The organism is Caballeronia sp. GAFFF2, from assembly GCF_023631485.1.
Lineage (GTDB): Bacteria > Pseudomonadota > Gammaproteobacteria > Burkholderiales > Burkholderiaceae > Caballeronia.
The window spans coordinates 1-26,342 of record NZ_JALQDA010000039.1 but is presented as its reverse complement, the minus strand read 5'-3'; the positions used below and the strand labels follow the sequence as shown (position 1 = coordinate 26,342).

Annotated in this window: 23 protein-coding genes and 1 pseudogene; 7 read left to right on the top strand and 17 right to left on the bottom strand. The window is 62.3% G+C overall.

What is annotated here, in order from left to right:
• Positions 1–37 precede the first annotated feature (37 nt).
• Entirely contained in the window at positions 38–463 is a 426-nt protein-coding gene (locus tag NCT04_RS31170) for an acyl-CoA thioesterase (RefSeq protein ID WP_250469712.1), read from the top strand.
• Between the two features lie 74 nt (positions 464–537).
• On the opposite strand, the gene NCT04_RS31165 is transcribed toward NCT04_RS31170, so the two are convergent.
• The 9 genes from NCT04_RS31165 to NCT04_RS31125 all read right to left on the bottom strand — a co-directional run bounded on the left by NCT04_RS31165 (position 538) and on the right by NCT04_RS31125 (position 10,754).
• Entirely contained in the window at positions 538–1,311 is a 774-nt protein-coding gene (locus tag NCT04_RS31165; protein ID WP_250469711.1) for an SDR family NAD(P)-dependent oxidoreductase, read from the bottom strand.
• A 22-nt stretch (positions 1,312–1,333) separates the two neighbouring features.
• On the bottom strand, positions 1,334–2,095 hold the full coding sequence (locus NCT04_RS31160; RefSeq protein ID WP_244830562.1) for an SDR family NAD(P)-dependent oxidoreductase: 762 nt from the start codon (positions 2,093–2,095) through the stop codon (positions 1,334–1,336).
• Between the two features lie 49 nt (positions 2,096–2,144).
• Positions 2,145–3,143, bottom strand: a complete 999-nt coding sequence (locus tag NCT04_RS31155) for an ABC transporter permease (protein ID WP_244830564.1) — start codon at positions 3,141–3,143, stop codon at positions 2,145–2,147.
• Between the two features lie 16 nt (positions 3,144–3,159).
• Positions 3,160–4,677 (bottom strand): sugar ABC transporter ATP-binding protein, encoded by a 1,518-nt coding sequence (locus NCT04_RS31150; RefSeq protein ID WP_250469710.1) that lies wholly within the window; start codon positions 4,675–4,677, stop codon positions 3,160–3,162.
• 58 nt (positions 4,678–4,735) lie between these two features.
• Entirely contained in the window at positions 4,736–5,845 is a 1,110-nt protein-coding gene (locus NCT04_RS31145; protein ID WP_250469709.1) for a sugar ABC transporter substrate-binding protein, read from the bottom strand.
• A 29-nt stretch (positions 5,846–5,874) separates the two neighbouring features.
• Positions 5,875–7,167 carry an acetoin dehydrogenase dihydrolipoyllysine-residue acetyltransferase subunit gene (locus NCT04_RS31140; RefSeq protein WP_250469708.1) on the bottom strand — a complete coding sequence of 431 codons (1,293 nt, stop codon included), beginning with the start codon at positions 7,165–7,167 and terminating at the stop codon, positions 5,875–5,877.
• Complete coding sequence (locus tag NCT04_RS31135; RefSeq protein ID WP_250469707.1) at positions 7,164–8,150, bottom strand: alpha-ketoacid dehydrogenase subunit beta; 987 nt, start codon at positions 8,148–8,150, stop codon at positions 7,164–7,166. Before NCT04_RS31135 ends, NCT04_RS31140 begins: the two co-directional genes overlap by 4 nt.
• A gap of 1 nt (position 8,151) precedes the next feature.
• Positions 8,152–9,174, bottom strand: coding sequence for a thiamine pyrophosphate-dependent dehydrogenase E1 component subunit alpha (locus NCT04_RS31130; RefSeq protein WP_244830572.1), 1,023 nt, complete (start codon positions 9,172–9,174; stop codon positions 8,152–8,154).
• Positions 9,175–9,251: 77 nt separating this feature from the next.
• Positions 9,252–10,754, bottom strand: a complete 1,503-nt coding sequence (locus NCT04_RS31125; RefSeq protein WP_250469706.1) for an FGGY-family carbohydrate kinase — start codon at positions 10,752–10,754, stop codon at positions 9,252–9,254.
• 123 nt (positions 10,755–10,877) lie between these two features.
• Here NCT04_RS31125 and NCT04_RS31120 point away from each other — a divergent pair, with 123 nt between their 5' ends.
• The 3 genes from NCT04_RS31120 (at position 10,878) to NCT04_RS31110 (ending at position 14,986) form a co-directional block, all read left to right on the top strand.
• Positions 10,878–11,894: a sugar-binding transcriptional regulator gene (locus tag NCT04_RS31120; protein WP_244830574.1), complete on the top strand. Its 1,017-nt coding sequence runs from the start codon at positions 10,878–10,880 to the stop codon at positions 11,892–11,894.
• A gap of 113 nt (positions 11,895–12,007) precedes the next feature.
• Entirely contained in the window at positions 12,008–13,513 is a 1,506-nt protein-coding gene (locus NCT04_RS31115) for an argininosuccinate lyase (protein ID WP_502800716.1), read from the top strand.
• A gap of 324 nt (positions 13,514–13,837) precedes the next feature.
• Positions 13,838–14,986: a porin gene (locus NCT04_RS31110; RefSeq protein WP_250469705.1), complete on the top strand. Its 1,149-nt coding sequence runs from the start codon at positions 13,838–13,840 to the stop codon at positions 14,984–14,986.
• Between the two features lie 48 nt (positions 14,987–15,034).
• Here NCT04_RS31110 and NCT04_RS31105 read toward each other — a convergent pair whose 3' ends face one another.
• The 5 genes from NCT04_RS31105 to NCT04_RS31085 form a co-directional block, all read right to left on the bottom strand.
• The gene (locus tag NCT04_RS31105) at positions 15,035–16,201 is read right to left on the bottom strand and encodes an MFS transporter (protein ID WP_250469704.1); all 1,167 of its coding nucleotides are present in this window, start codon (positions 16,199–16,201) and stop codon (positions 15,035–15,037) included.
• Complete coding sequence (locus NCT04_RS31100; protein WP_250469703.1) at positions 16,198–17,016, bottom strand: DeoR/GlpR family DNA-binding transcription regulator; 819 nt, start codon at positions 17,014–17,016, stop codon at positions 16,198–16,200. The genes NCT04_RS31105 and NCT04_RS31100 overlap by 4 nt, the downstream gene beginning before the upstream one ends.
• A 21-nt stretch (positions 17,017–17,037) precedes the next feature.
• The gene (locus tag NCT04_RS31095; protein WP_255784903.1) at positions 17,038–18,393 is read right to left on the bottom strand and encodes an MFS transporter; all 1,356 of its coding nucleotides are present in this window, start codon (positions 18,391–18,393) and stop codon (positions 17,038–17,040) included.
• A 77-nt stretch (positions 18,394–18,470) separates the two neighbouring features.
• On the bottom strand, positions 18,471–19,322 hold the full coding sequence (locus NCT04_RS31090) for a sugar phosphate isomerase/epimerase family protein (RefSeq protein ID WP_250469702.1): 852 nt from the start codon (positions 19,320–19,322) through the stop codon (positions 18,471–18,473).
• Positions 19,323–19,345: 23 nt separating this feature from the next.
• Positions 19,346–20,314, bottom strand: a complete 969-nt coding sequence (locus tag NCT04_RS31085; protein WP_250469701.1) for a phytanoyl-CoA dioxygenase family protein — start codon at positions 20,312–20,314, stop codon at positions 19,346–19,348.
• Between the two features lie 148 nt (positions 20,315–20,462).
• Between NCT04_RS31085 and NCT04_RS31080 the strand changes: the two genes are divergently transcribed.
• Positions 20,463–21,485: a LacI family DNA-binding transcriptional regulator gene (locus tag NCT04_RS31080; RefSeq protein WP_250469700.1), complete on the top strand. Its 1,023-nt coding sequence runs from the start codon at positions 20,463–20,465 to the stop codon at positions 21,483–21,485.
• A gap of 25 nt (positions 21,486–21,510) precedes the next feature.
• Here the strand turns inward: NCT04_RS31080 and NCT04_RS31075 are convergent, their stop codons facing one another.
• The 3 genes from NCT04_RS31075 to NCT04_RS31065 form a co-directional block, all read right to left on the bottom strand.
• Positions 21,511–23,046, bottom strand: a complete 1,536-nt coding sequence (locus NCT04_RS31075; protein WP_250469699.1) for an amino acid permease — start codon at positions 23,044–23,046, stop codon at positions 21,511–21,513.
• Between the two features lie 133 nt (positions 23,047–23,179).
• Complete coding sequence (locus tag NCT04_RS31070; protein ID WP_250469698.1) at positions 23,180–23,959, bottom strand: SDR family NAD(P)-dependent oxidoreductase; 780 nt, start codon at positions 23,957–23,959, stop codon at positions 23,180–23,182.
• A gap of 178 nt (positions 23,960–24,137) precedes the next feature.
• Positions 24,138–24,779 (bottom strand): glutathione S-transferase family protein, encoded by a 642-nt coding sequence (locus NCT04_RS31065; protein WP_250469697.1) that lies wholly within the window; start codon positions 24,777–24,779, stop codon positions 24,138–24,140.
• Positions 24,780–25,036: 257 nt separating this feature from the next.
• Here NCT04_RS31065 and NCT04_RS31060 point away from each other — a divergent pair, with 257 nt between their 5' ends.
• Both NCT04_RS31060 and NCT04_RS31055 read left to right on the top strand, forming a co-directional pair.
• Complete coding sequence (locus NCT04_RS31060) at positions 25,037–25,195, top strand: hypothetical protein (RefSeq protein WP_244830596.1); 159 nt, start codon at positions 25,037–25,039, stop codon at positions 25,193–25,195.
• A 33-nt stretch (positions 25,196–25,228) separates the two neighbouring features.
• Positions 25,229–26,263: pseudogene (locus tag NCT04_RS31055) on the top strand (alkaline phosphatase family protein); the annotation flags it as partial.
• Between the last annotated feature and the right edge of the window lie 79 nt (positions 26,264–26,342).

The following is a 26,342-nucleotide window of genomic DNA, read 5'->3' as shown; positions in this document are numbered from 1 at the left end:
GATGTCGCCGACATCTACTTTCGACCGGAGCCGCGACATGACGACAGACAGGACCTTTCATTGCGACAAGCTCGTGCGGTTTCAGCACTGCGATCCTGCCGGCATCGTGTTCTATCCGCAATACTTCGTCCTGTTCCATGAGGTGCTCGAGGACTGGTTCAATGACGGACTGGGCGTGGATTACGCACATTTCATCGGCACGCAAAGACTCGGCATTCCCACGGTGCATATTCAGGCGGATTTCGTCGCGCCGAGCAAGCATGGACAAACGCTTCGTTGCTCCCTGAAGGTCCGCGATCTGGGCAGAAGTTCGATCAAACTCCGTCTTGAAGCTGCGGTCGAAGATGAGTTGCGCGCGAAAATCGAGCAGACCGTCGTGCTGTTTTCGTTCGACGATCAGGCTTCGGTCGCGCTGCCGGAAGACTTGAGGCAGCGCATGATGCAGTTCGCGGCGCAGGATTGACCTTGAAAATCCACGCCGCGCGCATTGCCAAGGCTTGATGCGCCAGAGCGTTACCTGAAGACAGCGACCGCATCTCACCAGCAAAGATAACCGCCGTCCGCCACGACGATGGACCCAGTCATCAAACTCGCGGCGTCGCTGGCAAGGAACAAAATGACGGACGCGATTTCGTCCACGCGTCCGAGGCGGCCCATCGGTGTGCCGCCTACCCAATACTGTCGCAAGTTCGGGTCCATCGATACCTTCCTGACGAGATCGGTATCGATATACGTCGGCGCAACCGCGTTGACCCGCACACCGCGCGATGCCCATTCCACCGCGAGCGAGCGCGTCAGATGATGCACCGCCGCCTTCGACGCGTTGTAGTTCGCCTGCTCCTGCGGTCGCGTCGCGATGAACCCCGCCATCGAACCGACGTTCACGATTGCCCCGCTGCCGCGTTCGAGCATCGATCTACCGAACGCGCGGCAACAGCGAAACAAGCCATTCAGATTCACGTCGAGGACCTTGTTCCACACCTCATCCGACATCGTCTCCGCCGGCTCGTTTGAGATGGCGATGCCCGCGTTGTTGACGAGAATGTCGATCGCGCCGATACGCGCGGCAATGTCATCGTGAATACGTTGCGGCGCGGCCGGATCGGTCACGTCGAAGGGCACGCCGTGAGCCGCGAAGCCCTTCGTGTTTAAAGCATCGACGGCGGCAGCGAGCGCGGCGGGATCAAGATCGGTGAGCACGACTTCGGCGCCTGCTTCGGCCAGCGCTTCGGCTGTCGCCTGGCCGATGCCGCGCGCCGCGCCCGTTACGACCGCGCGCTTGCCATCGAGTCTGAGTTTGTCGAGATACATGGAATCTGCCTTGAGAAACGAGTCAACTCAGCACGATCCCGCCGCACACGTTGAGCGATTGTCCGGTCACGAAAGCGGAGGCATCGGAGGCAAAGAAGCACACCGGCCCGGCCACGTCTTCGGGTTGTCCGAGCCGCGCGAGCGCGGTCTTGTCGACCCACTGCTTCGCGATTGCAGGGTCCTCGAGATTCGTGCGCCCCATGTCCGTCACGATAATGCCCGGACACACCGCGTTGGCCGTGATGCCGAACGGGCCTATCTCCTGCGCGAGCACGCGTGTGAAGCCCATGACCGCCGCCTTCGATGCCGAGTAATGCGCTTGCAGCGGCGCGCCATGCTTGCCGCCAATCGACGCGATATTCACGATGCGTCCGTACCCGCGCGCCTTCATGTGCGGCAACAAGGCTTGCGTCACGAGGAACGTGCCTTTCGCGTTGACATCGAGCACCGCGTCCCATTCGTGCTCGGCGAGTTCATCCACCGACCGTGCGATCAGAATGCCCGCGTTATTGACGACGGCGTCGACCTGACCCGCCTGAGCGATGGCCGCCGCGATCATGTCCGTTACCTGCTGTTTGTCGCTGACATCGGCATAGAGCGCGAACGCGCGCCGCGACTTGCCGCGAATCTCTTTTGCCACGCCTTCGAGCGCATCGCGCTGCCGTTCGATATCGTTGACGACGACATCGAAGCCATCGTCGGCTAGTCCCAACGCCAGCGCCCGGCCAATGCCCCTGCTCGCGCCCGTCACCAGCGCCACCCGTCCATTCGATGCTTTGCTCATGATGATGTCCGACTCCTTGTTTCGTGAGGTATTCGTGCACGTGAGGCGATTAGCGGAAGAAGCGAATCTCGCCGCGTAAGACCGCCAGCCCGACAGCCGCGATCATCACGATGCCGCGCACGATGTTCTGCAAATAGAACGGCGCGCCGATCAGATTCAGGCCGTTATCCAGCATGCCGATGATGACGACGCCGACCAACGTGCCCTGAATGGTCGCGCGTCCCGGCTTGAATGCGGTCATGCCGAGGAACACGGCGGTGAGGCTGTCCATGAGGTAAGCATCGCCCGCACCGGATTGACCCGTGCCGAGTCGTGCGGTCAGCATCACGCCGCCGAGCGCCGCGCCCGCCGCCGACAGCACGAGCGCCGTGACACGCGCGCGGTTCACCTTGATGCCCGACAGACGCGCCGCCTGAATGTTCGCGCCCGTCGCGATGACGCTGCGCCCGAGCCGCGTTCGATTGAGCAGCACGTAAAAGACGAACACGGTAACGAGCGCAATGACGATAGGCATCGGGATCACGCCGAACACCGTGCCCTTGGCAATGGCGTAGAAGCTGTCGGGCATCTGCGCATAGATCGAATCGCCGCCCGTGTACGCGTAATTGACACCGAGCGCGATGGGTCCCATCGCGAGCGTCGCGATCAGCGAGGGAATGCGCAGCATGGTCACGAGCAGGCCGTTGACGAGCCCGATCACGACGCCCGAAACGATTGCCACCGCAATGGCAAGCGGCACTGGCAAGTGCGCCAGCACGAGCATGCCGGCGACGAGTACGCCCGCGAGACTCGCTGCCTGACCGATAGACAAGTCGAATTCGCCGCTTGCCACTGCCACGGTCAGCCCCGACGAGATGACCATCAGCACGGAGATCTGCACGAGCACATTGCTGATGTTGTCGATCGACACGAAGCGGTCGGTGCCGAGCGCGAACGCGATGAAAATGATCACCGCCGCCGCGACCGTGCCCCAGCGGCTCGCGAGATGACTGAAGTCGAAGCTGCGTGGCGCGTGAGCGGCGGGGTCTTCGGATCTTTTGGCGGCCAAGGTCTGTCCTTTCATTTCAGTTCACCTCGAGCAAGAGTCTTGCTTCGGAAAATTCGGTGCGGTCGAGACATTCGCCCACCACGCCATCGGCGATGCAGTAAATGCGGTCGCATAGCTTGAGCATTTCCTCGAACTCGGCGCTCGCAATCAGCACGCTCGCGCCCGCCTTGACCAGTTCGTGAATCAGCGCATAGATTTCCGCCTTGCTGCCGACATCCACGCCCTCGGTCGGATTGTCGAGCAGCAGCAGCGGCTGCTTCGCCGCGTGACTTCGGCCCATGCGAATCAGCCAGCGGCCGAACGCGACTTTCTGCTGATTGCCGCCGGATAGCTGAAGCACGTCCTGCCCGATGCCGCTGCACTTGATACCCAGTTGCTTCACGGTGTCGTGCGCGAGCCCGCGCATGAGCGTGTGCTGCATGAAGCCGCCGCGGCTCGTTTGTTCGAGCGTGCCGGTCATCAGATTCTCTTCGACGGTCAATCCCGGAAAGAGCGCCTTGCGCAAGCGCTCATCGGCGACCAGATACACGCCACGGCCGATCGCATCGGCGACATCGCGCGGCAATCCGCGTTTGCCATTGACGATGCATTCGCCCGTGACCTTCGCGCTCATCGATCCCGCGAGCGCTTCCAGCACGCCGGTCTGCCCGCCGCCCATCACGCCTGCAATGCCGACGATCTCGCCCGCATGCACGACGAGATCGGGCACATCGAGATTGCCGATGCGCGCGTCTTGAATGCGCGTCGTGACAGTGTCGCGAGACGCGGAAGACGACCAGTTCTGATCCTCGATCCTGCGTCCGACCATCAGATGCACCACTTCTTGCAACGTCGTTTCGGCGACGAGGCCATCGTGCACTTTTGCGCCGTCCTTGAGCACGGCCACGCGATCGCACTGCTCGAAAATCTCGTTCAGGTGATGCGAGATGAAAAGAATCGACAAGCCGTGCGACTTGAGATCGCGCAGAAAGCTGAAGAGCTTGCGGCTTTCGTTGAGCGTGAGCGAGGCGGTCGGTTCATCGAGAATCAGAATGGCGGGCTCGCTCACCAGCGCCTTCAGGATGTCGAGAATCTTGTTCTCGCCGAGCGTGAGATCGCCGCATTCCCGGTCGAGATCGATATCGATGCCAAAGCGCTGCGCGAAGCGGCTCGCTTCGACTCGCAAGGCGCGCGAGCGGATCAGGCCGCCGCTCAACGGTTCGCGTCCGAGCATGATGTTCTCGGCGGCGGTCAGCGTCGAGATGACCGCGATCTGCTGATGCGCCACCGCGATGCCCGAGGCGAGCGCGTCGCCGACGCTCTTCATCGAGACCGGCTTGCCGTCGATAGAGAGCTTGCCTGCATCGGCTTGCTGCGCGCCGCAAATGATCTTGACCAGCGTGGATTTGCCCGCGCCGTTCGCGCCGACGAGCGCGAGCATTTCGCCGCCCCACAAGTCGAGATCGACGCCGCGCAGCGCCGGATTGCCGTGGAAGCTCTTTTCCACGCCACGAGCGCTCAGGCGAGGGGTTCCCTTCGCCAGATTGTCATTCATGTGTCTGTCTCCTGACACGGCGGGCCGGCGTGGATACGCGCGGCCGGCCCGCCGCCCATCACATGCCGGCCACGGCGCGGTCGCGATAGATGTAGTACAGATCTTTCGCGTTATAGGTCGGCTCGTTCGGCCCGGGGATATTCACGCCGCGCACCAAGAGAGGCGCGGGGAATTCAACGGTTGGAACCGGCACGAGCTTCTTCGCGTCGCCACCCTTCGCCACGATCTCGTTGATGAGCCAGCCGGTGTAGGCGCCCCAGACTTCGAAGGCCTGCGCCGTCGTGCAGATCAACGGATAGTTCGGCTTGCGCATGCGGTCGAGTGCCGTGGGATGCCCGTCGTGGCCGATCACCATGATCTTGTCCTGCATGCCGCGCGACATGACGACTTCTGCCGCCGCCATGGCCGGTTCGTCCCACGGGCACCAGATCACATCGAGATCCTTGCCGTAGGTCGTGAGCCAGTCGTTGACGGTGTTCTGCGTCGCCTCGTAGAAACCGGAATACTGGATCACGCGTTCGTTCTTGAGCGAAATCCATTCGTTTTCCGTGAGGGCCGTCTTCATCACCTTGCCGCGCTTGCGCGTACCGTGGTGAAAGTTCGCGATGATCGCGCACATGTTGGCCTTGGTCTTGCCCTGGGCCAATAACGTATCGATCATGAACTGCGAGGTCTGCGCGCTCATTGCGTAGTTGTTGCTGGTGATGTCCGCAATGGCGGGCGCCTGCCATCCCGAGTCGAGACTGAAGAACGGAATCTTCGATGCCGTGAGGTGATCGAGCGCGCTCTTCGCCGCAGTCAACGTGCCGTACAGCACGAGAATGGCATCGGACTTCGCGGTGATCGCATCCTCGATCTGGCTCACGAGCTGACCCGGATCGCCCTTTGCATCGGTCTGCTTGATCTGCCAGGTCTTGTCGAGACCCGACTTCTTGAGCCACTGCTGCAGGCCGTTCCACGAGCGCTGGTCGGATTGCGCGGACATCTGCTGCGCCACCACCGCGATCTTCAGCGGCTTGCCGCCTTGCGGCGACGATGCCGGCGTTTGCGCCTGGGCGCTCGTCGCCCCGAACAGCATCTGGGCGAACTGCGTACCGCCGACGGCGGCCGCCATGCCAAGCAGACGGCGGCGCGAGAACTCCGGTTCCTGGCTGTTGCTGTCTTCCATGTTTGTCTCCTGTTCTATTCGACTGCGTGTTATATGAAGAGCGCCGCCACCTTCTGCGGTTGATCCCAATGCGGCATGTGACCCGCCTGGGGGATGAAGTGCACGGGAATGTCCGGCCCTGCGCGGCTCGCGTGCTGCCACGGGATGATCTGATCGTCAAGCCCCCAGATCACGCGGGAAGGCGCGGCGAGCGCGGACAGTTCGGAGCGGATATCGATCTGCTGACGCCCGCTGCTGACGAGATTGCCCGCTAGCGCCGCCAGCGCGCCGCGCTTGCTGATGGCGCCCGCCATCTGATCGAGTTGTTGCGCGGACAGAAGCGGCGGATTGAGCGCGGAGCGGCGCAGCAGATGCATGAGCCCGCCGCCTTTTTGCACGTGCGCCATGCCGTCGATGAAGTCGTCGTCGATCTCCGTGCCGAATCCGGCGGGCGCGATCAAGGTCAGGCGCCGCACTTTCGACTTGAGCGCCGTTGCGACTTTCGTGGCGACCGCCGCGCCCAGCGAATGCCCGGCGAGTTCGATGCCGCCGAGCCCTAGATCCTCGATCAGCGCGAGGATCGCGGCAGCCATGCCATCCACGTCGGCGCTGTCGAAATCGGTGGCGCCGTGAGAAGGCAAGTCCGGTGCGATGACGTGCTTGCCACGCCGCTGCAACTGGCTTGCGAGCGCGGACCATACTTGCGCGTCGCCGGAGAAACCGTGCAGCAGCACGAGCGGGGCGCCGCTCGCGTTCGGCGCGCGCCATTCGCGATACGCCACGCGACCGCGCGGCAGATTGCGATAGAGCACGCCTTCTGCCGAGACTTCGCGTGCCTGATTTGCGTCGCCGACGCAACCTGTGTCGTTCACGCGTGCTTCGACATCGTGGCGTTCTATGCGCCCGCGTCGTCCCGTTCCGGCGATGTCGTCGAGCGCGATACCGCCTTGCCGCGCCACGCGTCGTGCGGCGGGCGTGGCGCGCAAGCCGGTCGTGACGTCCTGGCGGGTGCTCGCTGCCTGCGAACGCATTTCAGGCGCAGGAGCAGCGGCAACGGCAGGCGCGGCGGCGGCGGCCTCCTCGGGCACGGCGCTGCTCTCTTCGCCGATCACGTCGTATTCGCCGAGCATGCCGCCGACATCGACATCGTCGCCCACCTCGGCGACGATCTTGCGCAACACGCCATCGGCGAGCGCGGGCATCTCCACGACCGTCTTGTCCGTTTCGATTTCGACGAGCGTCTCGCCGCGCGTGAAAGACTCGCCCGGCTTCTTGAACCACTCGACCACGCGCCCCTGCTCCATCGTTTCGCCCAGGCGCGGCAGCAACAGGGACTTGCTCATGCCGGCACCATGTTCGAGATCATGTCGACGATGAGTTGCGCCGTCGGAATACTCGCGCTTTCGAGCGCGGGCGACACCGAGATCGGCACGTCTTCGCCCGCGAGCCTGAGCACCGGATCCTCGAGGAAGTCGAAGCACTCCTCCGAGATGCGCGCCGCGATCTCGGAGGCGACGCCGCACGTCGAAGCCGACTCGGTGACGACGACCGCGCGCCCCGTGCGATTCACCGACGCCACCACGGTTTCCATATCGAGCGGATTGAGCGTGCGCAAGTCGATCACTTCGACATCGACGCCATTGCGCGCCAGCGCCTCGGCGGCTTCGAGCGCGACATACACCATGCGCGAATACGTGACGAGCGTGACGTCCTTGCCGTTGCGCCGCACCGCTGCCTTGCCCCATGGCGCGATGGGCGTGGTCAGGTCCGCGTCTTCCTTGCGTGCATAGAGCGCCTTGTGCTCGATGAACACGACGGGGTCCGGCAAGGTCAGGCTGTGACGCAGCAGATGGTAGGCATCGGAAGCCGTGGCGGGCATGGCAAGGCGCAAGCCGGGCGTGTGCATGGCGAGCGCTTCGAGACTCTGCGAATGCTGCGCGCCCGCCGACCGGCCCGTGCCGCCTTGCGTGCGCAAGACCATCGGCACACCGATCTGTCCGCCGAACATATAGCGGATTTTCGCTGCCTGATTGCCGACCTGATCCATCGTCATGCCGAGAAAGTCCACGTACATCAGTTCCGCGACCGGTCGCAGGCCGGTCATCGCCGCGCCCACGGCCGCGCCGACGATGGCGGGCTCGCTGATCGGCGTATCGATCAAACGCGCGGTACCGAATTCCTTGATGAGGTCTTTCGTGACGCCATACGCGCCGCCGTACACGCCGACTTCCTCGCCGATCACGACGACGGTGTCATCGGCCTGCATGGCGTCGCGCAACGCCTGGCGCAGCGCGTCGCGGTAAGTGATTCTGGTCAGACTGGACATATCAGCTCCTTGCCAGCACGCGTTCCAGACGCGAGCGAACGGATTCCGGTTGCGGCTCGCCGACGCCGTAGACATCCTCGAACATGGTGTCGAGCGCAGGCGCGGCAGAGTTCGCGGTGAAGTCGATCGCGTCGCTCATCTCGCGGCTGATCTCGGCATCGAGTGCGTCGATCTCGGCGGCGGTCACCGCGTGGCGCTCGATCAGCGTGCCGCGCGCACGGACGATCGGATCGCGCTTGCGTCCCACTTCTTCTTCATCGGGCGTGCGGTACGGACTCTTGTCCATGCGGCCATGACCGAAGAAGCGGAAGCACGAGATCGCCATGAAGCCGGGCTTGCCAGCGCGCGCGCCCGAGACCAGGTCTTCCGCCACGTCGAGCACGGCTTCGACATCCTCGCCATCCACCATGCCCGTGCGCAGGCCGAACGCCTCGGCGCGCTTGTCGAAGGCGGTGGAGCGTGTCGCCTTGTCGATCCGCGTGCCCATGCCATATTGATTGTTGATGCACACGAAAAGCACCGGCAGGTCCCACAGCGCCGCCATGTTCATGCTCTCGTAGAGAATGCCTTGCTGCATGGCGCCATCGCCGAAGAACGCCACCGATATCGCATCTTTCTTCAGGAGCTTGTAGCTCAGGCCCGCGCCGACCACATGCGAGATGCCGCCGCCGACGATCGCATTCGCGCCGAGGTGACCCAACGCCATGTCGGCGATATGCATCGAGCCGCCCTTTCCACGGCAGTACCCGGAAGCCTTGCCGCCGATTTCCGCCATCATCCGGTTGGGCTCGGCGCCGCGCGCGAGAAAGATGCCGTGGCCGCGATGGTGCGTCGTGAAGCTGTCCTGCGGCTGCAACGCGCCGACGACACCCGCCGCCGCGCCCTCTTCGCCGATGGACAGATGCAGCATCGACCCCGCCGACAGCTCGCGCGCATACAGCTCGGCGACATGTTCCTCGAAGGTTCTGATGCGGCGCATCGTGCGATAAAGGTCTAGCAATGGAGGCTTGGATTGCGAAAGCATGGTTTCGACTCTGATTGGAGGGTTCTCGATGAATGCGCGGACCGGTATCTCGGCGTGCGGGCTTCGGCAGGCCTCGCTTACGCGGAAGGTCGCTCGCTAAAGCCGCGCAGGGCCGGATAAAGCTTCTGATACCGTTCGTAAATCTCGTCGTAGCGGGCGGCTTCCGCTGCTCTCGGTTCAATGCGGCGGCCCGGTTTCACCATGGCCGAAATACCTTCGTCGATGGAGCCGAAATGGCCGACGCCCGTCGCGGCAAGAATGGCCGCGCCGAGCGACGGCGCTTCGCTCGCCTTGGGCACGCTCACCGGCAAGCCCGCGATATCGGCATGGAGTTGCAGCCACAGGTCGGACGCGACCACGCCACCGCCGATGGTGATTTCACTCGCGGGAAAACCCGCCTGCGCCATGCGCTCGAAGATCAGGCGCGAGCCGAAGCAGATGCCTTCGATGGTCGCGCGAAACAGATGCGGCATGCCGTGCGCGAGCGTCAGTCCGACGAAGGCGCCGCGCGACAGCGCATCGACATGAGGTGTGCGGTTGCCCTGAAAATGATCTAGCGCGAGCAGACCGTCGCAGCCCGGCGCGATCTCGCGGGCTTCGTTGTTGAGCGCCTTGAGATCGAGATTGCCGCCCGCGAGCCGCCGCAACCAGTTGACGATGGAGCCCGTCGATGTCTGTCCGCCTTCGATGATGTGCCGGCCGGGATAGACGGCATCGGCATACGTGCCCCACAGGCCCTTGGCGGCGGCCGAGCGGTCGGAGACGCCGAACATCAGATGCGACGACCCGGTGATGAGCGCCACTTGTCCCGGCTTCGCAACACCGATTCCGATCATGCCGATGAGCGCATCCGCGCCGCCTTGCACGACCTTGACGCTCTGCGGCAACTGCAAATGTTCGGCGGCACGCGCGCTCAACGTCCCGACCACTTCGCCTGGCGCAATAACGGCGTCGGGCCACTTGTCGAGCAGCGAATCGAGCTTCAGCGCCGCGAGCAGACTCTTCGCGTAACCTCCGCGCTCGGTCGAGTAATGCCAGCGGATCGACGCGTTATCGAGGCTCGCGCAACGCCGGCCCGTGAGCCGCAAGTTCATGAAGTCCTGATACTCGCAGATGGTCGCCGCACGTTCGTATATCTCGGGCTCGTGACGCGCGATCCACAATGCTTTCGGGATCATCCATTCCGCCGATACCGGACCTTCGCCCGCGCCGTTGACGACGAGCGCCGGATCGCCGGTGGCGAGCACGTCGGCGGCTTCGGCTTCGGCGCGTACATCCATCCAGATGATGGCCGGACGCAGCGCCGCGCCTTGCGCGTCGAGCGCGACGACGCTGCAACTCGTGGTGGCTAGCGCCATGGCATCGATGTCGGCGGGCGCGATACCCGCTTCCTTTACGGCATGCCGAACCGCCGTGCCCATGGCATTCCACCAGTCTTCCGGATTCTGCTCGGCGCGCGCGCCCGCCGAAAACTGCGTGGCGTACGGCTGCGCGGCCGATCCAAGACAGGAGCCGGTCAAATCGAAAACGCGTGCACGAATGCTTTCCGTTCCACCATCGACGCCGATTACGTGGCTCATGCTGTCTCCGTGTCTCCAGCCATCGTTTTGCACATTTGTCGTCATGCGCGACATTTGTGATGAGTTTGATTTTCAGGGTGGGCTTTGTCAAGATGGTGTGCATAAACGAGGGGAAACACCTAAATGCTGGAGCTGAACCTTGCCCACGAGTCCGACGACGCGCTGATCGTCCGCGCTGCGTGGCTGTATTACGTCGGTGGTTTGAATCAGGAGCAGACGGCCTCGCGGCTCGGTCTGCATCGCAGCCGCGTGAATCGCCTGCTGTCCGAGGCGCGCGATCGCGGGCTCATCAACGTGACGATCAACCATGAATCCGCGCGCGATATCGAAGTCGAACAGGCCATTGCGCGTTGCTTCGGCCTCGACTTCTGCATTGCCACGCCAACCTTGGGATTCGCCGACGGGCCCGCCGATCCCAAAGCGGATCGCATTCGCGCGGCCATCAGCCGGCGCGCGGTCGGCGCGGCGGGCGCGAGCTTTCTGAAGGGCAAGCTGCTGGACGGGCCCATTACCGTGGGCGTGAGCTGGGGACGCACGATAGAACAAGTGGCGACGCAGCTTGCGGGCGTGCGCAATCCGCAGGCGCGATTCGTCTCGCTGCTCGGGTCGCTCAAGCGGAACTCGACATCGAACCCGTTCGAAGTCGTGCAGTTCTTCGCGGCGCGCACCGGCGGCGAGGTGCATTTTTTGCCCGTTCCGTTCATCGCCAATTCGGTGGCGGACCGGAAGGTCTTTTTCGAGCAGCGCATCGTGCAGGACGCAATGCATCTCGCGCAGAACGCCGATCTTTATCTCATCAGCGTGGGCGAACTCGAGGAAACGTCGGTGCTGCGGACACAGGACATCATGACGGCGGACGAGCTGCGCAATATCCAGGAAAGCGGCGCCGTCTGCGATTCGCTCGGCAAGCTGTTCGATATCGACGGCCGCGAGATCAAGCATCCGCTCAGCGAACGGACGGTCGCCATCGCCACGGACGAATTACGCGGTCGCAATGTCGTGCTTCTGACGGGCGGTCTGGAAAAAGTACGCGCGACGATTGCGTTGCTGCGCAGTGGCATCGTCAAGGGGCTCGTTATCGACGGCGACACGGCGCTCGCGCTGGCGAAGTCGATGCAGTTGACTGACGGATTGGCATGACGCGTGAATTGGGCGCTCGGGGAATGCAGAACAAATCCGTCCAGGCCAGGCGCCCAGCAAACAAAGCGGTTGCGCTCCTATAATCGCGACTTCCCAATCCGCGAATTCCTACCATGAGATTGCTTGGACGCGCATCGATTGCTGCTGTCGTGTTTGCCATGTTTGCCGCGTCGCCGGCGTTTGCGCAGCAGGTTCCACCTCACGATGAATTCTTCTGGCTCGGCGAGATCAACAAGGCGACCGTCGTCATCAACACGAGCGAAGGCTTGCTCGACAAATCGATGGCGCCGCGCCTGGCCGCTGGCGTCGCCAAGGTGATCGCCGACGGCGACCAGCCTGGCGCGAAGCGACCGCGAACCGTCATTACCTTCGAGCCGCTTCTGATCAAGGCAGCGGGCGAAGACATCACGCTACTGCACGCCGGACGCTCCAGTCAGGACATGCACGCGACTTACCGTTCCGCGATCCTGCGCGACGACCTGCTCAATCTCGCCGATCAGCTCAACACCACGACCGCCACCATCGTGCGCCTCGCCGACAAATACAAGAGCGTGGTCGTGCCGAACTACACGAACGGCGTGGCCGCGCAGCCCAACAGCTATGGCCATTACTTGCTAGGCTTCGCCGCCGGCCTCGACCGCGATGCGCAGCGAATTCGCGAGACATACAAGCGCGTGGACCGTTCGTCGATGGGAACGACAGTGCTGAACGGTACGAGTTGGCCGCTGGATCGCGAGCGCATGGCGCAGTATCTCGGCTTCAATGCGCTCGTCGACAACGCGTACGACGCGTCGCAGATTTCTTCCGTCGATGAACCCGTGGAGGCTGGTGCGGTCGTCACGAGCGTGGCGCTGCATACCGGCGCCTTCATTCAGGACGTGATGACGCAATACGCCGAGTCGCGCCCTTGGATTCTCTTGCAGGAAGGCGGCGCCAATACGTACGTATCGAGCGCCATGCCGCAAAAGCGTAACCCGGGGCTTTTGATTCGCACGCGCTCGGACGCATCGACGGCAATCTCGCAGGCGGAAGGCGTCGTGATGCAAGCGCATAACCTGCCGCCGGGCATGAGCGATCCGAAGGACGTGAAGGCCAACAACGAGATGGTCGAAAGCGGCATTGCAGCGCTCAAGGGCTTCGACGAGGTGCTGAACTCGCTCGTCATCGACCCGAACCGCGCACTCGAAGAGCTCAATAGCGACTGGACGGCATCGCAGGAAGTGGCCGATGTCCTCATGCGCAAGTACAAACTGCCGTTCCGGGTCGGCCATCATTTTGCGTCGAACGTGGTGGAATATGCGCGGCAGAAGGACATCAAGCCGCTCGACTTTCCTTACGCCGATGCGCAGCGCATCTACAGGCAAACGGTCGAAGGCACGCCCTACGCCGGCGATTTTCCGATGAGCGAAGCCGAGTTCCGCTCGACGCTGGACCCGGTGGCGATCGTGAACGATCGCGCGACCGTGGGCGGCCCGCAGCCTTCGGAAATGACGCGCATGCTGAAAGATGCGAATGCGCGTATCGCCGAGCAGGACAAGTGGATCAAGAGCAATCGCGCGCATATCGCGAGTTCGCTGGCGCGGCTCGACAATGACTTCGGCAAGATGGTCGGGCATTGAAGCTGCGTACATGCTCGAGCGTATCGCACTGGTGCGGCTTGTCGCTTTGCCGGTGACAATCCTTCTTTCTGGGGCGCTCTGCAACGGCTTTCGCCAATCCGTACATCTGATGAATGCGGTAAATGCGCTTGTACCAGCGTTTGCCCGAAACGCGCGAAAACGATAGTCCGCCAATATTTCGTCATTACGACAGCGCGCTCGACCGCGAGCCGAATCGGCGATATCGCAACATCTTCATCATGTGTTCAAGCGGCTATTTTGCATTTGACGATTCGGTCGCTAACCTCTCGACAGAGTCCCCGTCAACTCGTCCGGAGTGCAGGCATGAAAAAAACGCGAATCGCATGGATGCTGCCATTGCTGTTGATCGGCGCTAACGCACGGGCGCAGAGCTCGGTCACGCTGTACGGCTTGATCGATGCCGGCCTGATGTACACGAATAACGTCGCCAAAGGGGGCTCGCAAGGCTCGCTTTGGCAGGCCACGAGCGGCAATATCAACGGCAGCCGCTGGGGACTGCGTGGCTCGGAAGATCTCGGCGGCGGATTGAAGGCCATCTTCGTGCTCGAGAACGGCTTCAACCTGCAGACCGGCCGCCTGGGCCAGAACGGACGCGAGTTCGGCCGTCAGGCATATGTGGGCCTTGCATCGAGCGACTATGGCGCGCTGACGCTGGGACGCCAGTACGATTCGCTCGTCGATTTCGTCGCGCCGCTGTCCGCAACCGCAGGCTCGTTCGGCGACACGGGCTTCGCCCATCCGTTCGATAACGACAACCTCAATCACTCGGTCCGCATGAGCAACGCGGTCAAGTACATGAGCAGTTCGTACGCCGGACTCAAGTTCGGAGCACTGTACGCGTTCTCCAACAGCACGGACTTTTCGATGAACCGCGCCTACAGCGCGGGCGGCAGTTACAGCTACGGACCGTTCAACGTCGCGGTCGGCTATCTGCAGATCAATGGCTCGAACGGCGCGAACACGGCCGGTGCCATCGATGTCGCCGAAGCGACCGCCAATGGCACCGGCGGCTTCGTGGTCGGTGCATCGCGCGAATGGGTGCTCGGCGCCGGCGCGAACTATGCGTACGGTCCGGCGCTCATCGGCTTCGTGTTCACGCGCAGCGTCTATCAAGGCACGACATCGTTCAACTCGGTGAACGGCGCGATGAGCTTCTATAACTACGAAGTGAACGCGAAGTATGCGCTGACGCCCGCGATCAGTCTCGGTATAGCCGATACTTATACCGACGGCCACGCCGCCAACAGCCGCACTTTCGGCGACGATCCGAAATACAACCAGGTCGATCTGCAAGCCATCTACTCGTTCTCCAAGCGCACGGACGTGTACGCCGAAGCGATGTATCAGCACGCAATCGGCGCGCAATACGTGGCCTTCATCAATACCTCGGGCGGCGCTTCGTCCACGGCCAACCAGGTGGTCGGAACGGTTGGGCTGCGGCATCGGTTCTGATTGGTTCGAGCGCTCGTCGGGATGCAGCCACGATAGCTGGCTGCATCTTCATCGAGCGTCGCTTTGCTTGGCCGTCACGGTCCGCGCGCATAACGGCACGAGACACAGCAAAACGACGACGACCCAGAAGGCGCCGGGAAGGCCCACTTGTCCCGCTATGAAGCCGATTCCCGCAGGCCCTGACAGAATCCCGGCGTAACCCACTATCGTCACCGCGGCTACCGCAAGCGCGGGTGGCATGAGCCGCTGCGTTCCGCTTCGACGATAAAGAATCGGCACCGTGTTCGATGCTCCAAGCCCCACCAGCACGAAGCCGCCAAGCGCAACGAAGGCGATGGGACCCGTGAGCAGAAGCACGAATCCGACGATGGTCAGCACGCCGCCCCAGAACATGACCGCGCGCTCGCCGAGCCGCTTGATGACGGCATCGCCGCATAAACGCCCGCCTGTCATTGCAATCGAAAAGAGGACGTATCCGAGCCCCGCTTCGTTCTTGCCGACGAGACCCGTGTCCGAGACGAGCAGCGCGCTCCAGTCGAGCACCGCGCCCTCGGCGAGGAACGTGATGGCAGCGAGAATGGCGAGCAACAGCACGATGCCGCGCGGCACGGCAAAGATAGGCCCGCCTTCGCTCTTTGCATAAGGCAGAAGTCTGGGCGTTGCGAGGACCAACGTTCCGAGCACGAGTGCCGAGCAAAGGAGGGTGCCCGCCAGCGTGCCGACATGCATCGACAGCAGGAACGTCATGAGACTCGATCCGGCGAACCCACCTACGCTGAACAGGGCATGGAACCCCGACATGAGCGGCCGTCCCGCGTCACGTTCGACTTCGACGGCATGAACGTTCATTGCCACTTCGAGCGAGCCTAGCGATGCACCGAACAAAAACAGCGCTATGCCTAATTCAGCCGGCGTATTGACGACCGCGAGAAACGGCAAGGTCAGGACGAGTCCCACGCCTCCGGCCACGATTACCGGCTTGCTGCCGTAGCGCGCGGTGAGCATGCCCGCGAGAAGCATCGCCAGGACCGAGCCTAAGCCGATGCACAAAAGCAGCAGGCCGAGCGTGGTGTCGTCGACACCGAGCCTGCCCTTCGTGAACGGCACGAGAGGCGCCCACGACGCAATGCTGAAGCCGGCCACGAGAAACGCAAGACGTGTGGCAAGACGCGTCCCGGAGCGATTGGACGATACTCCCAGATTGGCCTCGCTCATGATTTTTCCACCGCGGTCATCACCGTTGGGCCGGACTTCGACAGCGCCGCGAGCACATCACCCGGTGCATCTTCCTCAATGATAAGGAAGTCGATTTCCTTCATGTTCGCCACGCTATAAGGCGCGCGCGCATGAAGTTTCGCGGTCGTGGCGAGCACGACCTTCTGCGCGCTTGCAGCGACGACCGCGCGTTTGAACGCAGCGTCGCTCAAGCCGAATGCGCCGATGCCGCGTGACGTCGATACCGCGCACGCGCCGATGAAGCACATATCGAAGCTCATGCGCCTGACGAACTCCACCGAAGTGGGATCGACGCTGCCGCCTACGTGTTGATCGACCAAGCCGCCGGTCATGACGAGTTGCAGGTCCGTTCGTCGCAACACCGCAGCAGCGATATCGACGGAGTTCGTGACCACCGTGAGCTCGAATTCCGCAGGCAGGATGTTCGCAAGCGCGAGGTTGGTGCTGCCGCTGTCGAGGAACAGGAACTGGCCCGGCTGAATGAGGGACGCGGCCGTTTGCGCGAGGATGCGCTTGCGGTCGGCGTCCATGTCGATGCGCGCCGCCATGGGAAGCGCAGCCGGCAAAACCGGCAGCGCGCCGCCGTAGACGCGACGGCATTTGCCTTCGGACGCCAGCGCCCGAAGATCGCGGCGGATGGCGTCTTCAGATACGGCGAATTCGACGGCGAGATTAGCGGCGACGAGCGACTGGCCGGAAGACAGACGGCTGGCCAGTTCGTCGCGACGGGCGAGTGGGAGATCGGGGTTCATGCGCGCAGCATAACGTGCACGAACAAGAATGTAAACGTGCATGAACGTGCATCACCCAACTCTTTACCTTGTAGCAAGCACCTCCGCAGCAACCTCTCGATGCGGCCGCGCGCAGAGTATCAGCACGCCGCCGAGCGCCCCGAAACACGCCAGGACCGAGAACGGATACTGAAAGTCACTGCCCTTCCCCGCGAGCATTCCGACGAGCGTGGGCCCGACGAAACCCCCGACGAGATTGCCGAACGCACCGATGACGGCAGTCGCGACGATCGCATCGGCGGCCGACAAAAGCTCGGTCACGTACGTGAAGATGAGCGGAAGGAACATTTCGAGGAAGAAGCCCATGGCGGTGAACAACGACATTCGCAACACGAGCGATGTCGCCGGCACGTTGGCCGCCGCGAGCAACAACACACTCGCAAGGATGATCGGCACGCCCGCATGCAGCCGCCGCTCCTGACGTGCATCCGAACTGCGCGTCGCCACCAGAATGCCGACGATGCACGCCGCCCACGGGCACGCCGAAAGCAAGCCGACTTCCACCGACCCCAGGTTCGGCGCCGCCGCGGCAATCGAACTCGGCAGCCACAGCATGAAGCCATAGACCACGAGGTTGATCATCGCGAAGCCGAATCCGAGGAACCACGTCGCCTTCAGCCCCAGGACACGACGGATGCCCGATTGCGATGAGACATCCACGAATTCGGCCTGCTCGTCGGCGAGCACGCGCGAAAGTCCGGCCTTTTGCTCGTTGGTGAGCCACTTGGCGGCCGTGATGTTCTTCGGAATGCTCGACCACCAGACCACTGCCCAAATCCACGCAGGCAAGCCTTCGATGATCATCATCGCGCGCCAGTCGTGATGCGCGAGCAGAAAGCCCGAGATCGGTCCGGCAAGCAGCGCGCCGAGCGGCGAACTGACAGTCCAGAAGCCGAAAGCCTTGCCCCGTTCGCGGCGCGTGAACCACGACGCCGTGAGACTCGAAGCGGACGCCCACACCGGCCCTTCCGCCACACCGAGCACGAGCCGCACCGCCATCAACTCGTTCATCGTGCGCACGAGCCCGGTGGCCATCGCCGCCGCGCCCCAGCAGATGAGACACACGAGCACGACCTTGCGTGCGCCGAAGCGCGACACGAGCCATCCGCCCGCCAGAAAAGTGATGACGTAGCCCCAGAAAAAGATGCCGCCGACAAGTCCGGCGTGGGTCGCATCCATGCCGAGATCGCGCCGGATCAACGGCAGCGCGAGGCCGATGTTGGTCCGGTCGAAATACGAAATGGTGTACATGAGAAAGATCACGAGCGTGATCCTGATCCAGCGAGCTGAACCCGATGACTCGGCTCTCTCGAGGGCTGCATCCTTCATCGCTTGTCTCCTTCGTCTCGTGTCTTCGAGACTTCTTCGGCTGCTTGTGATTGGGGCGGGCTTCTCTGCTGTCCTCGATGCGTTCGGGCATGACGCACTTCATCGCTTTCCTTCGTTCAAACTTTTGCTTATACCGGCGTTGCTTCCTCTCTTTCGAGCCGTGTCCACATGTCCGCGACCAGGCCCTTGAGCAATTGCGCTTCTTCCCAACGATCCGATAACTCGTAGCCATTTCTATCGGTCATCGCGTATTCCTTCGGGCCGAGTTCGCAGAGAAACGTGAGCACGGCATCGCTTCCAGCACGCTTTCGCCAGCTGCGAAAACCGTATTCCCACCAGCCGAGGAATAGATCGAGCCATTCCTTGTGATGCGCAAAGCTGATCTGCACCTGTATCTGCTCGCGGCTTGCCACGCGTCCATGAAAGCCCCAGCAGTTGTCCAGAATGCGATGCATGAGCCGATGGTTGTCATCCGATACCGGCCACGCGAATTCCCGGCCCACGAGGTAATGCGAGATGTCGCCGGTCAGACGCAGGTCAGGAAAGCAATCGAGCAGACGCAGCGTGAATAGCAAATCCGTCGTCATGCGGTCGCGATGCGTTTCGATATGAACCGCGATGCCCGCATCGTGCGCAAGCCGGCGCCATCCTTCGATGAGCGGAATGCACTCCTCGATCGAGTACGGCCGCACGTCCGGCTGAAGATTGATGTGATCGGCACCGAGCGCCTGCACGTGCTCGATGATCGGCTTCAGGTCATCCACGGTTTGCGGATAACACTGCGCCTGCCACGTCATGCCGTATTCCTTCAGCGTGTGCGTGACGCGGCTCGCATACGCGTAATCGAAGAAGCGCACGCCCACGCCGTCGAAGCCGGCATCGCGGATCATGCGCAACTGCTCGTCGAGCGGCCACTCATGTCCGTCCGGGCGGCGTCGTTCCATGGCCCATAGCGACTGATACACCTTGAGTTGCTGCATGCGGTTTCCTTTCCGACGCCGCGCTACATCGCCTCAGCTGTCGTGGCGAAGAAGCGATTCTTGAGCGATGTCTGGTTCTCGTAGATCGAGCCTTGCTTCGGCGCGGGCGGCAGCGGCAGGATGATCGGAACGTTCTCCATGCGCGGCACGATAGTCGGCTCGCCCGCGATGATCCGCTCGTTGAACTCCGCGAGACTCTTGTCCTGCGTGGGACCGCCGATAAGCGGCCAGGCATCGACGGCGGCAATCTCATACAGCAACAAGCGGCGCGGCCGGTTCGACGTGTTCTCCGCGGAACCGTGGATTGCGCGCGCATGATGAATCGAGAACGATCCCGCCTTGCCCGTGCACGGCACCGCCTTGCCGAAGTCGACGTTGGATGTCGTCGGGTCCATCGCGCCGCAAAAATAGCCGTCCGTGTGATGACTATGAATCTCGCTCTGGTGGCTATCCGGAATGATCAGCAGCGGGCCGTTTTCCAGTTCGCAATCGTCGAGCATCACGCCGACAGCGAGCACGTCCTGATTCGTGTGCGGGTAAAACGCCCAGTCCTGATGCCATTCAACCGGGTCGCCGACATGCGCTTCCTTCAGGTTCAGCTTGGTGTTGCGCACGCGCAGATTCGGCCCTAGAAGACTCGTCAGCGCGGCGATCAGCTTGGGATGCTTGAGCGCTTCCATGAACACCGGATCGACCTTGATCGGGTCCTTGATGCGCCGCACGCGCGGCTTTTGCGCGGTATGCGAGGGCGCGAGATCGAATACATCGTTCGATGCCGTGAGCGCGCGAGACTGCTCGACGAGTTCATCCGTGACGCGGCGCATGCGCTCCACGAGGTCATCGCTGAAAACGTCGGTGACGACTACGTATCCTTCCTTGGCGTATTGCTCTACTTGCTCGTTCGTAAGCACTTTCATCTCCTGAAAGAACGGACCTGCCTTTTGGGAGCGCTCCCATTCGTTGGCGCCGACGCGGCGCTTTGGCAACGTCATTGCACTGCATCATGCTCGGTTCGCACCCAGCTATGTGCGCGCTCCCATTCAAGGTAAAGTGGAACCGTCGGAGTGTCAAGCAGCGGTCTTCCCTGATCGACCCTTTGCGCACGAAACACAGATCACCAACGAAACGAAACGAAGCACTATGAAAACAAGCGCCACCGCGTCCGAACCCACCTTGCCCCGGCCCACCATGGAAGACGTCGCTCGCGAGGCGAAGGTCGGGCGCATGACCGTTTCGCGCGCGTTGAATCAGCCCGAGCTCGTATCGCCCGAATCGTTGGCGGCGGTGCAGGCCGCCATCGAAAGACTCGGTTACGTGCAGAACCTGAATGCAGGAAGCCTGGCGTCGAACCGGTCGAAGATCATCGGCGCGGTCATTCCGACTATCGAGAACGCGTTCTTTTCGGACACCATCAGCGGGCTGTCGCAAGCGCTGGCCGACAAGGGCTATCAGTTGCTGCTCGGTCAATGCCGTTACGACGCAGCCGAGGAAATGCGGCTCATCGATGCCTTCGTCGGGCGCCGCGTCGACGGCATCATGCTCATACGCACATCGACGCCGGCGGAAGTGGACAAGCGCATTCGCCGTTGCGGCGTTCCGGTGATCGAGGCATGGGACACGTCCAACGATCAGATCGACATGCGTATCGGTTTCTCGCATCGCGATGCCGGTGCTGCAGTGGCGCGCTATCTCGCAAGCAAGGGACGACGCAATCTCGGTTTTCTCGGCAGCATGGATGTCCGTTCGACCGGCCGCTTGCAAGGCTTTCGGGCGGGCGCGAAACAGTCGGGGCTTCACAAGATCGAGGCCATCACGCTCGACCGGCCAATGGGCATCAACGACGCGCCCGAGATCTTCGACAGGCTGCTCGAACGCTGCTCGGACCTCGACGCCGTGTTCTGTTCCAGCGACATGCTCGCCGCTGGCGTGCTGTTCGAGTGTCAGCGGCGCGGCATACGCGTGCCGGAAGACGTCGCCATCATGGGCTTCGTGGACTTGCCCATCGCGGCGGCGACGCATCCGGGCATCACGACGATCCGCGTTCCATCGCTTGAAATCGGCAAGCTGGCGGGCGACATGCTGCTCGATTATCTCGAAGGCAAGCGCCCCGCGAATCCGCGTATCGACCTGGGCTTTACCATTGTCGAGCGAGGCAGCGCATGAAGCGGGACATGACGGGCATGCAGCACTATCGCACTGCCTGATCGACGTCGGCTTCGAGCTTGCCGATGCGCGCCATATCCGCATCCGACTTCATCGACGGCGGACCGGCAAAGGTCTTGCGCACCCCGAAGCCGTACCAGATGACGAGCAACGCGATCACGAATCCAACGAGCACGTACAGCACTTTTTCGTTCGGCGGCTGAATGCCGACATACGCGAGCACGCACGCGCCGACCGTCGCCAGCAACGCGAGCGGCTTGGACCAGAGGCCGAGCTGGAACGGTCCCTTTTCTGTCCAGCGATGGCCTTCGGCCAACATGCCGAGCGCAATCGGCATCGCGTAGGAAATGTACAGGAAGACCGCGCTGCCGGCGCTGAGCACGGAGAAGGCATCGCCATACAGCGTGATGAGAATGGCAAGTATGGCGCAAGTCCAGATCGCCGCGCCCGGCGTGCGATGCTTCGGGCTCACGTGACGCAAAAACTTCGAGCCGGGCAGCCCGCCATCGCGCGCGAACGCGTACATCATGCGCGAGGTGGACATGATGGCCGCAAGCCCGCAGACATAGTTGATGAAGAACATCGCGAGTTCGAGACACACGCGCAACGTCGTCGGAATCGGCGCGAGAATGGCTTCGAAGAAACCGGTGCCCTGTTTCATGCCTGCCGTGAGATCCGGCATGACGAGCACGAAGGTGCAGACCATGACGTAGCCAAAGACCGCCGACCAGAACACCGAGCCGATGATCCCTTTCGGCACGTTGCGCGCGGCATCGTGCGTTTCCTCGGACGTGTGCGCGGAAGCGTCGAAGCCGGTGATGGTGTACGTCACGAGCAGCAGGCCCGCGAGAAACGCGAGCGGCGTCGATTGCTTCGGCCACGCGCCGCCATCGACGCCCGTGAAGTTGGTGAACGTGACGAGCCGATGCAGATCGAGCGGCACGGACGAGTAATAGAGCAGCGCCACGACCAGAACGATAGTGACGACGAAGATGAGATAGCCCGAGAGATCGGTGATCTTGCTGGCGATCTTGATCCCGCGTGCATTGAGCAGCGCCTGCGACAACGTGATGATCGCGAGGAACGCGGTCTGGTGCCACCACGTCAGGCTTTCGGGCGCAACGCCGAACATCGGCGCGATCAGCGTCTTGAAGAACGGATCGTAGGTGCCGAAGTTGATCGCGCTGATGACGAAGATCAGACCAATCAGGTTGAGCCATGCCGTGAGCCATCCCAACTGCTTGCCGCCGAGGATCGAGCCCCAGTGATACAGCCCGCCCGCTGTGGGAAACGCGGACGCGATCTGCGCCATCGACACCGCGACGATCAACGCGAACAACGCGCCAAGCGGCCACCCGAGCCCGACGGACGCGCCGCCCGTCGCCGAAAGCGCCAGCTGGAAAGCGGTGATGCCGCCCGACAGGATGCAGATGATCGAGAACGAGACCGCGAAGTTCGAGAAGCCGTTCATGCGCCGGGACAACTCCTGCGCATAACCCATCTTGTGCAACAGGCTCACGTCGCTGTCGCTGCTTGCTTCAGACTGGTGCTTTGCGTTCATATTCACTCCGTCACGAATGCCTGCCGGGAAGGAACCAGAATTCGACGTCCGTATTGCCTGTCACGCTGACGCGCGACGCGCAACGCGCAACAGGCACGGTAAGTAGCCAAATTTCGAAGCGCTACCGGATTCTTTACACGGCGGAGAAGCCGTTATCCACGAAGAGATGCGTTCCGTTGACGAAGCTTGCTTCGTCGGATGCCAGAAAGAGCGCCGCAGCAGCGACTTCGGACGCCTCGCACAGCCTGCCCTGCTGAAGCGCGATGGCGGCCTCAGTGGCATCGACACCCATTGCCTGCAGGTCGCGAAGCTCGCGCATGCCGTGCGGCGTGCGAATGAATCCAGGCGCAACGGCGTTGCAGCGAATGCCCCGATCGCGGTATTCGACGGCTATCGCGCGGGCGAACATGTGGCATGCGCCCTTGGTCGCGTCGTAGAGCACTTCGCCGGGCGTGGCGTAGACCGCCGAGATCGACGAGGTGCACACGATGCTGCCCTTGCCCTTTTCGAGCATCTGCGGCAGGACCGCCTGCGTCATGAGGAACATGCTTTTGACGTTCACGCCCATCAGCCAGTCCCATTCCGATTCCTCGATTTCGAGGAACGGTTTGACGATCAGCGTGCCGGCGTGATTGAAGAGGATGTCCGCGTTGCCATATTGCTCTTTCGCGGCTGCGACGGCTTTCCGGACATTGGCTTGACGCGAGACGTCCGCACCCAGACCTAGCGCTTCGAATCCCGTTTCGTTGAGCCGGGAGGCGAGCGCAATGGCGGCATCCACGTCCCGGTCGATGATGGCGACCTTCGCGCCCTGTTGCGCGAACAGTTCCGATGCCGCCGCGCCGCATCCACCCGCGCCGCCGCTGATGATCGCCACCTTGCCGGCGAGGCGGCCGTCGCTTCTGGAAACCATATCGTTTTCCTCGGTAACGTTGAGCTGCGTCCGACAGAGGGTCGCTCCGTGCATCGACGTTACTGCGCCAAAATGCGATCTACTACTGGATTTTCGGCGTAGCGGGCTTTGGGCGAGACCGCGCAACGAGGAACGACAACGCCGGAACCGGCCTGCGCCCGGCGTTTCATCGATGTCCCTAGGTAAGCATCGGCGTCAGGTCGGGATCGCCCTTCTTCATCGCTCGCCGATACGCCGGGCGTTCGCCGATTCGCTGCAGATAAGCCCGTATGTTGGGATACGGCGAAAGGTCCAGCGGCTGAAAAATACGCATGGTAGTCAACGAAAATACGCTCATGATGTCGGCGGCCGTAAAGTCGCTGCCCGCAAGATAGTCCGCCTGTCCCAGCCGATCTTCGATGAGCGCCAGCACTTTATCGAGCCGTCCCTGCACGGCGGTTTGCACCGGATGATCCACCGGCAAACCGGCGCGGCCGATCATCATCGAGCGTCCCATGACCGGCTGCAGGTTGCCGTTCGCGAAGTGAAACCAGTAGAGATAGGACGCGAAGTCGGGATGATCCGGCGCGTGCTGCAATCTGCCGTCGCCATGGCGCGCGAGAATGAACTCGACGATAGCCGCGGACTCGGCGAGCAACATGCCATCGACTTCGATGAGCGGCGCCGCGCCCAGCGGATGCAACGCGACGAGTTCGGGCGGTGACAACATGGTGCGTGCATCGCGCGTGTACTTGACGAGCTCGTATGGAACATCGAGTTCCTCGCACAGCCAGACGATACGCTCGGATTGCGAGTGCCCGAGGTGATGGATTTTCAGCATGAGTCAGTTTCCTTGAGTACGAGTGAAGTCGAAGCGCGATGAACCTGGCGTGCAGCGCAAGCAGCGAGCCTGGCGCCCGCCGTCCGAAAGGCATCAAGCCTACCGAATTTCGAACGACTTTCTTGAACCTTCATATTTCTGCCAAAAATTACCTTTACATTTCCGTCAGAAATTAGGCGCCTGCTTACGAACATGGAATGTCCGGCCGGAAAATTCCATCCAGTTTCTCACTCGTTCTTTTTCTGATGACGACAACCATGCCCCACCTGACTGCGCTCGGCAGACCGTCGCTGGCAAGCGCGCTGATTTGCATCGCGCTTACGCTCGCCGCTTGCGGAGGCGACGACAAGTCGGCAACGCCCGCCTCGACCAACGCGTCGTCCTGCAAGATCAGCCACTGCGCGCCGGCTCCCTGAGTCGCATTCCCACATCAAAAACTCATCAATGGCATGACATTCAGTCCATCTAAACGAAGCTTCATCAAGACGTCGCTTGGCACCGCCGCTTCCGCCGCCGTGCTTTCGACGTTCCCGCCTGCTATTCGGCGCGCGCTCGCCATCGACGCGAACAACGTCACGGGCACGATCAGGGACGTTCAGCACGTCGTGTTGCTGATGCTGGAAAACCGTTCGTTCGACAGCTATTTCGGCACCTTCAAGGGCGTGCGCGGTTATGGCGACCGCTTTGCCATTCCCTCGCCGAACGGCGCAAACGTCTTCTATCAGAACTACACGAGTTCCGGCTCGACGAGCACGCTGATTCCCTATCATCTCGACGAGTCGAAAGGCAACGCACTGCGCGCGGGCAGCACACCGCATACGTGGTCCGACTCGCAGGCCGCATGGGACAACGGCCGCATGGCCGCATGGCCGACCGCGAAGAAGCCCTTGTCGATGGGCTATTACGAAACGGTCGAAGTGCCCTTTCATCGCGCGCTCGCCGACGCCTTCACGCTGTGCGATTCGTATCACTGCGGCATGCACACCGGCACGATTGCAAACCGTCTCTTCTACTGGACCGGCACGAACGGTCCCAACGGTTTGAGTCCGTCGACCAACGCGCCGGTCAAGGTGGCCGCATTGAACAACGAGTTCAATGGCGGCAATGACATTGGCTCGTCGTCAACCGGCTGGACCTGGACGACCTATGCCGACCGTCTGCAAAACGCGGGCGTGAGCTGGAAGGTGTATCAAAGCCTCATCGACAATTTCGGCTGCAACGAGATGATGAGCTTTCGCCACTGGCGCACCGCAATCGAGCAGATGCCCGCCGCACGGCGACCGGTGTACGTGGCGAATACGGACATCACGCAACCCGTGACGGCGGCGGGCGCGTTCTACGATTCATCGATCGACGACGCCCTGAGTCCGCTCGCGAAAGGCTTCGGCAACACCATGCCACAAGGCTTTCTCGAAACGTTTCGCGACGACATCCAGAAGGGCACGCTGCCTGCCGTATCGTGGATCATCCCGCCGTCCGTATATAGGGCGGATTCAACCGGTCGTCGCAACACTGGATTGTTGAACAGATTTTAGGTATTCGTCCAGAGCTTCTGCAGGCGTC

Coding starts and splice junctions, on each gene's coding strand:
- NCT04_RS31170 (WP_250469712.1), top strand. CDS start 38: ATGACGACAGACAGGACCTTTCATTGCGACAAGCTCGTGCGGTTTCAG.
- NCT04_RS31165 (WP_250469711.1), bottom strand. CDS start 1,311: ATGTATCTCGACAAACTCAGACTCGATGGCAAGCGCGCGGTCGTAACG.
- NCT04_RS31160 (WP_244830562.1), bottom strand. CDS start 2,095: ATGAGCAAAGCATCGAATGGACGGGTGGCGCTGGTGACGGGCGCGAGC.
- NCT04_RS31150 (WP_250469710.1), bottom strand. CDS start 4,677: ATGAATGACAATCTGGCGAAGGGAACCCCTCGCCTGAGCGCTCGTGGC.
- NCT04_RS31145 (WP_250469709.1), bottom strand. CDS start 5,845: ATGGAAGACAGCAACAGCCAGGAACCGGAGTTCTCGCGCCGCCGTCTG.
- NCT04_RS31140 (WP_250469708.1), bottom strand. CDS start 7,167: ATGAGCAAGTCCCTGTTGCTGCCGCGCCTGGGCGAAACGATGGAGCAG.
- NCT04_RS31135 (WP_250469707.1), bottom strand. CDS start 8,150: ATGTCCAGTCTGACCAGAATCACTTACCGCGACGCGCTGCGCCAGGCG.
- NCT04_RS31130 (WP_244830572.1), bottom strand. CDS start 9,174: ATGCTTTCGCAATCCAAGCCTCCATTGCTAGACCTTTATCGCACGATG.
- NCT04_RS31125 (WP_250469706.1), bottom strand. CDS start 10,754: ATGAGCCACGTAATCGGCGTCGATGGTGGAACGGAAAGCATTCGTGCA.
- NCT04_RS31120 (WP_244830574.1), top strand. CDS start 10,878: ATGCTGGAGCTGAACCTTGCCCACGAGTCCGACGACGCGCTGATCGTC.
- NCT04_RS31115 (WP_502800716.1), top strand. CDS start 12,008: ATGAGATTGCTTGGACGCGCATCGATTGCTGCTGTCGTGTTTGCCATG.
- NCT04_RS31110 (WP_250469705.1), top strand. CDS start 13,838: ATGAAAAAAACGCGAATCGCATGGATGCTGCCATTGCTGTTGATCGGC.
- NCT04_RS31105 (WP_250469704.1), bottom strand. CDS start 16,201: ATGAGCGAGGCCAATCTGGGAGTATCGTCCAATCGCTCCGGGACGCGT.
- NCT04_RS31100 (WP_250469703.1), bottom strand. CDS start 17,016: ATGCACGTTTACATTCTTGTTCGTGCACGTTATGCTGCGCGCATGAAC.
- NCT04_RS31090 (WP_250469702.1), bottom strand. CDS start 19,322: ATGCAGCAACTCAAGGTGTATCAGTCGCTATGGGCCATGGAACGACGC.
- NCT04_RS31085 (WP_250469701.1), bottom strand. CDS start 20,314: ATGACGTTGCCAAAGCGCCGCGTCGGCGCCAACGAATGGGAGCGCTCC.
- NCT04_RS31080 (WP_250469700.1), top strand. CDS start 20,463: ATGAAAACAAGCGCCACCGCGTCCGAACCCACCTTGCCCCGGCCCACC.
- NCT04_RS31075 (WP_250469699.1), bottom strand. CDS start 23,046: ATGAACGCAAAGCACCAGTCTGAAGCAAGCAGCGACAGCGACGTGAGC.
- NCT04_RS31070 (WP_250469698.1), bottom strand. CDS start 23,959: ATGGTTTCCAGAAGCGACGGCCGCCTCGCCGGCAAGGTGGCGATCATC.
- NCT04_RS31065 (WP_250469697.1), bottom strand. CDS start 24,779: ATGCTGAAAATCCATCACCTCGGGCACTCGCAATCCGAGCGTATCGTC.
- NCT04_RS31060 (WP_244830596.1), top strand. CDS start 25,037: ATGCCCCACCTGACTGCGCTCGGCAGACCGTCGCTGGCAAGCGCGCTG.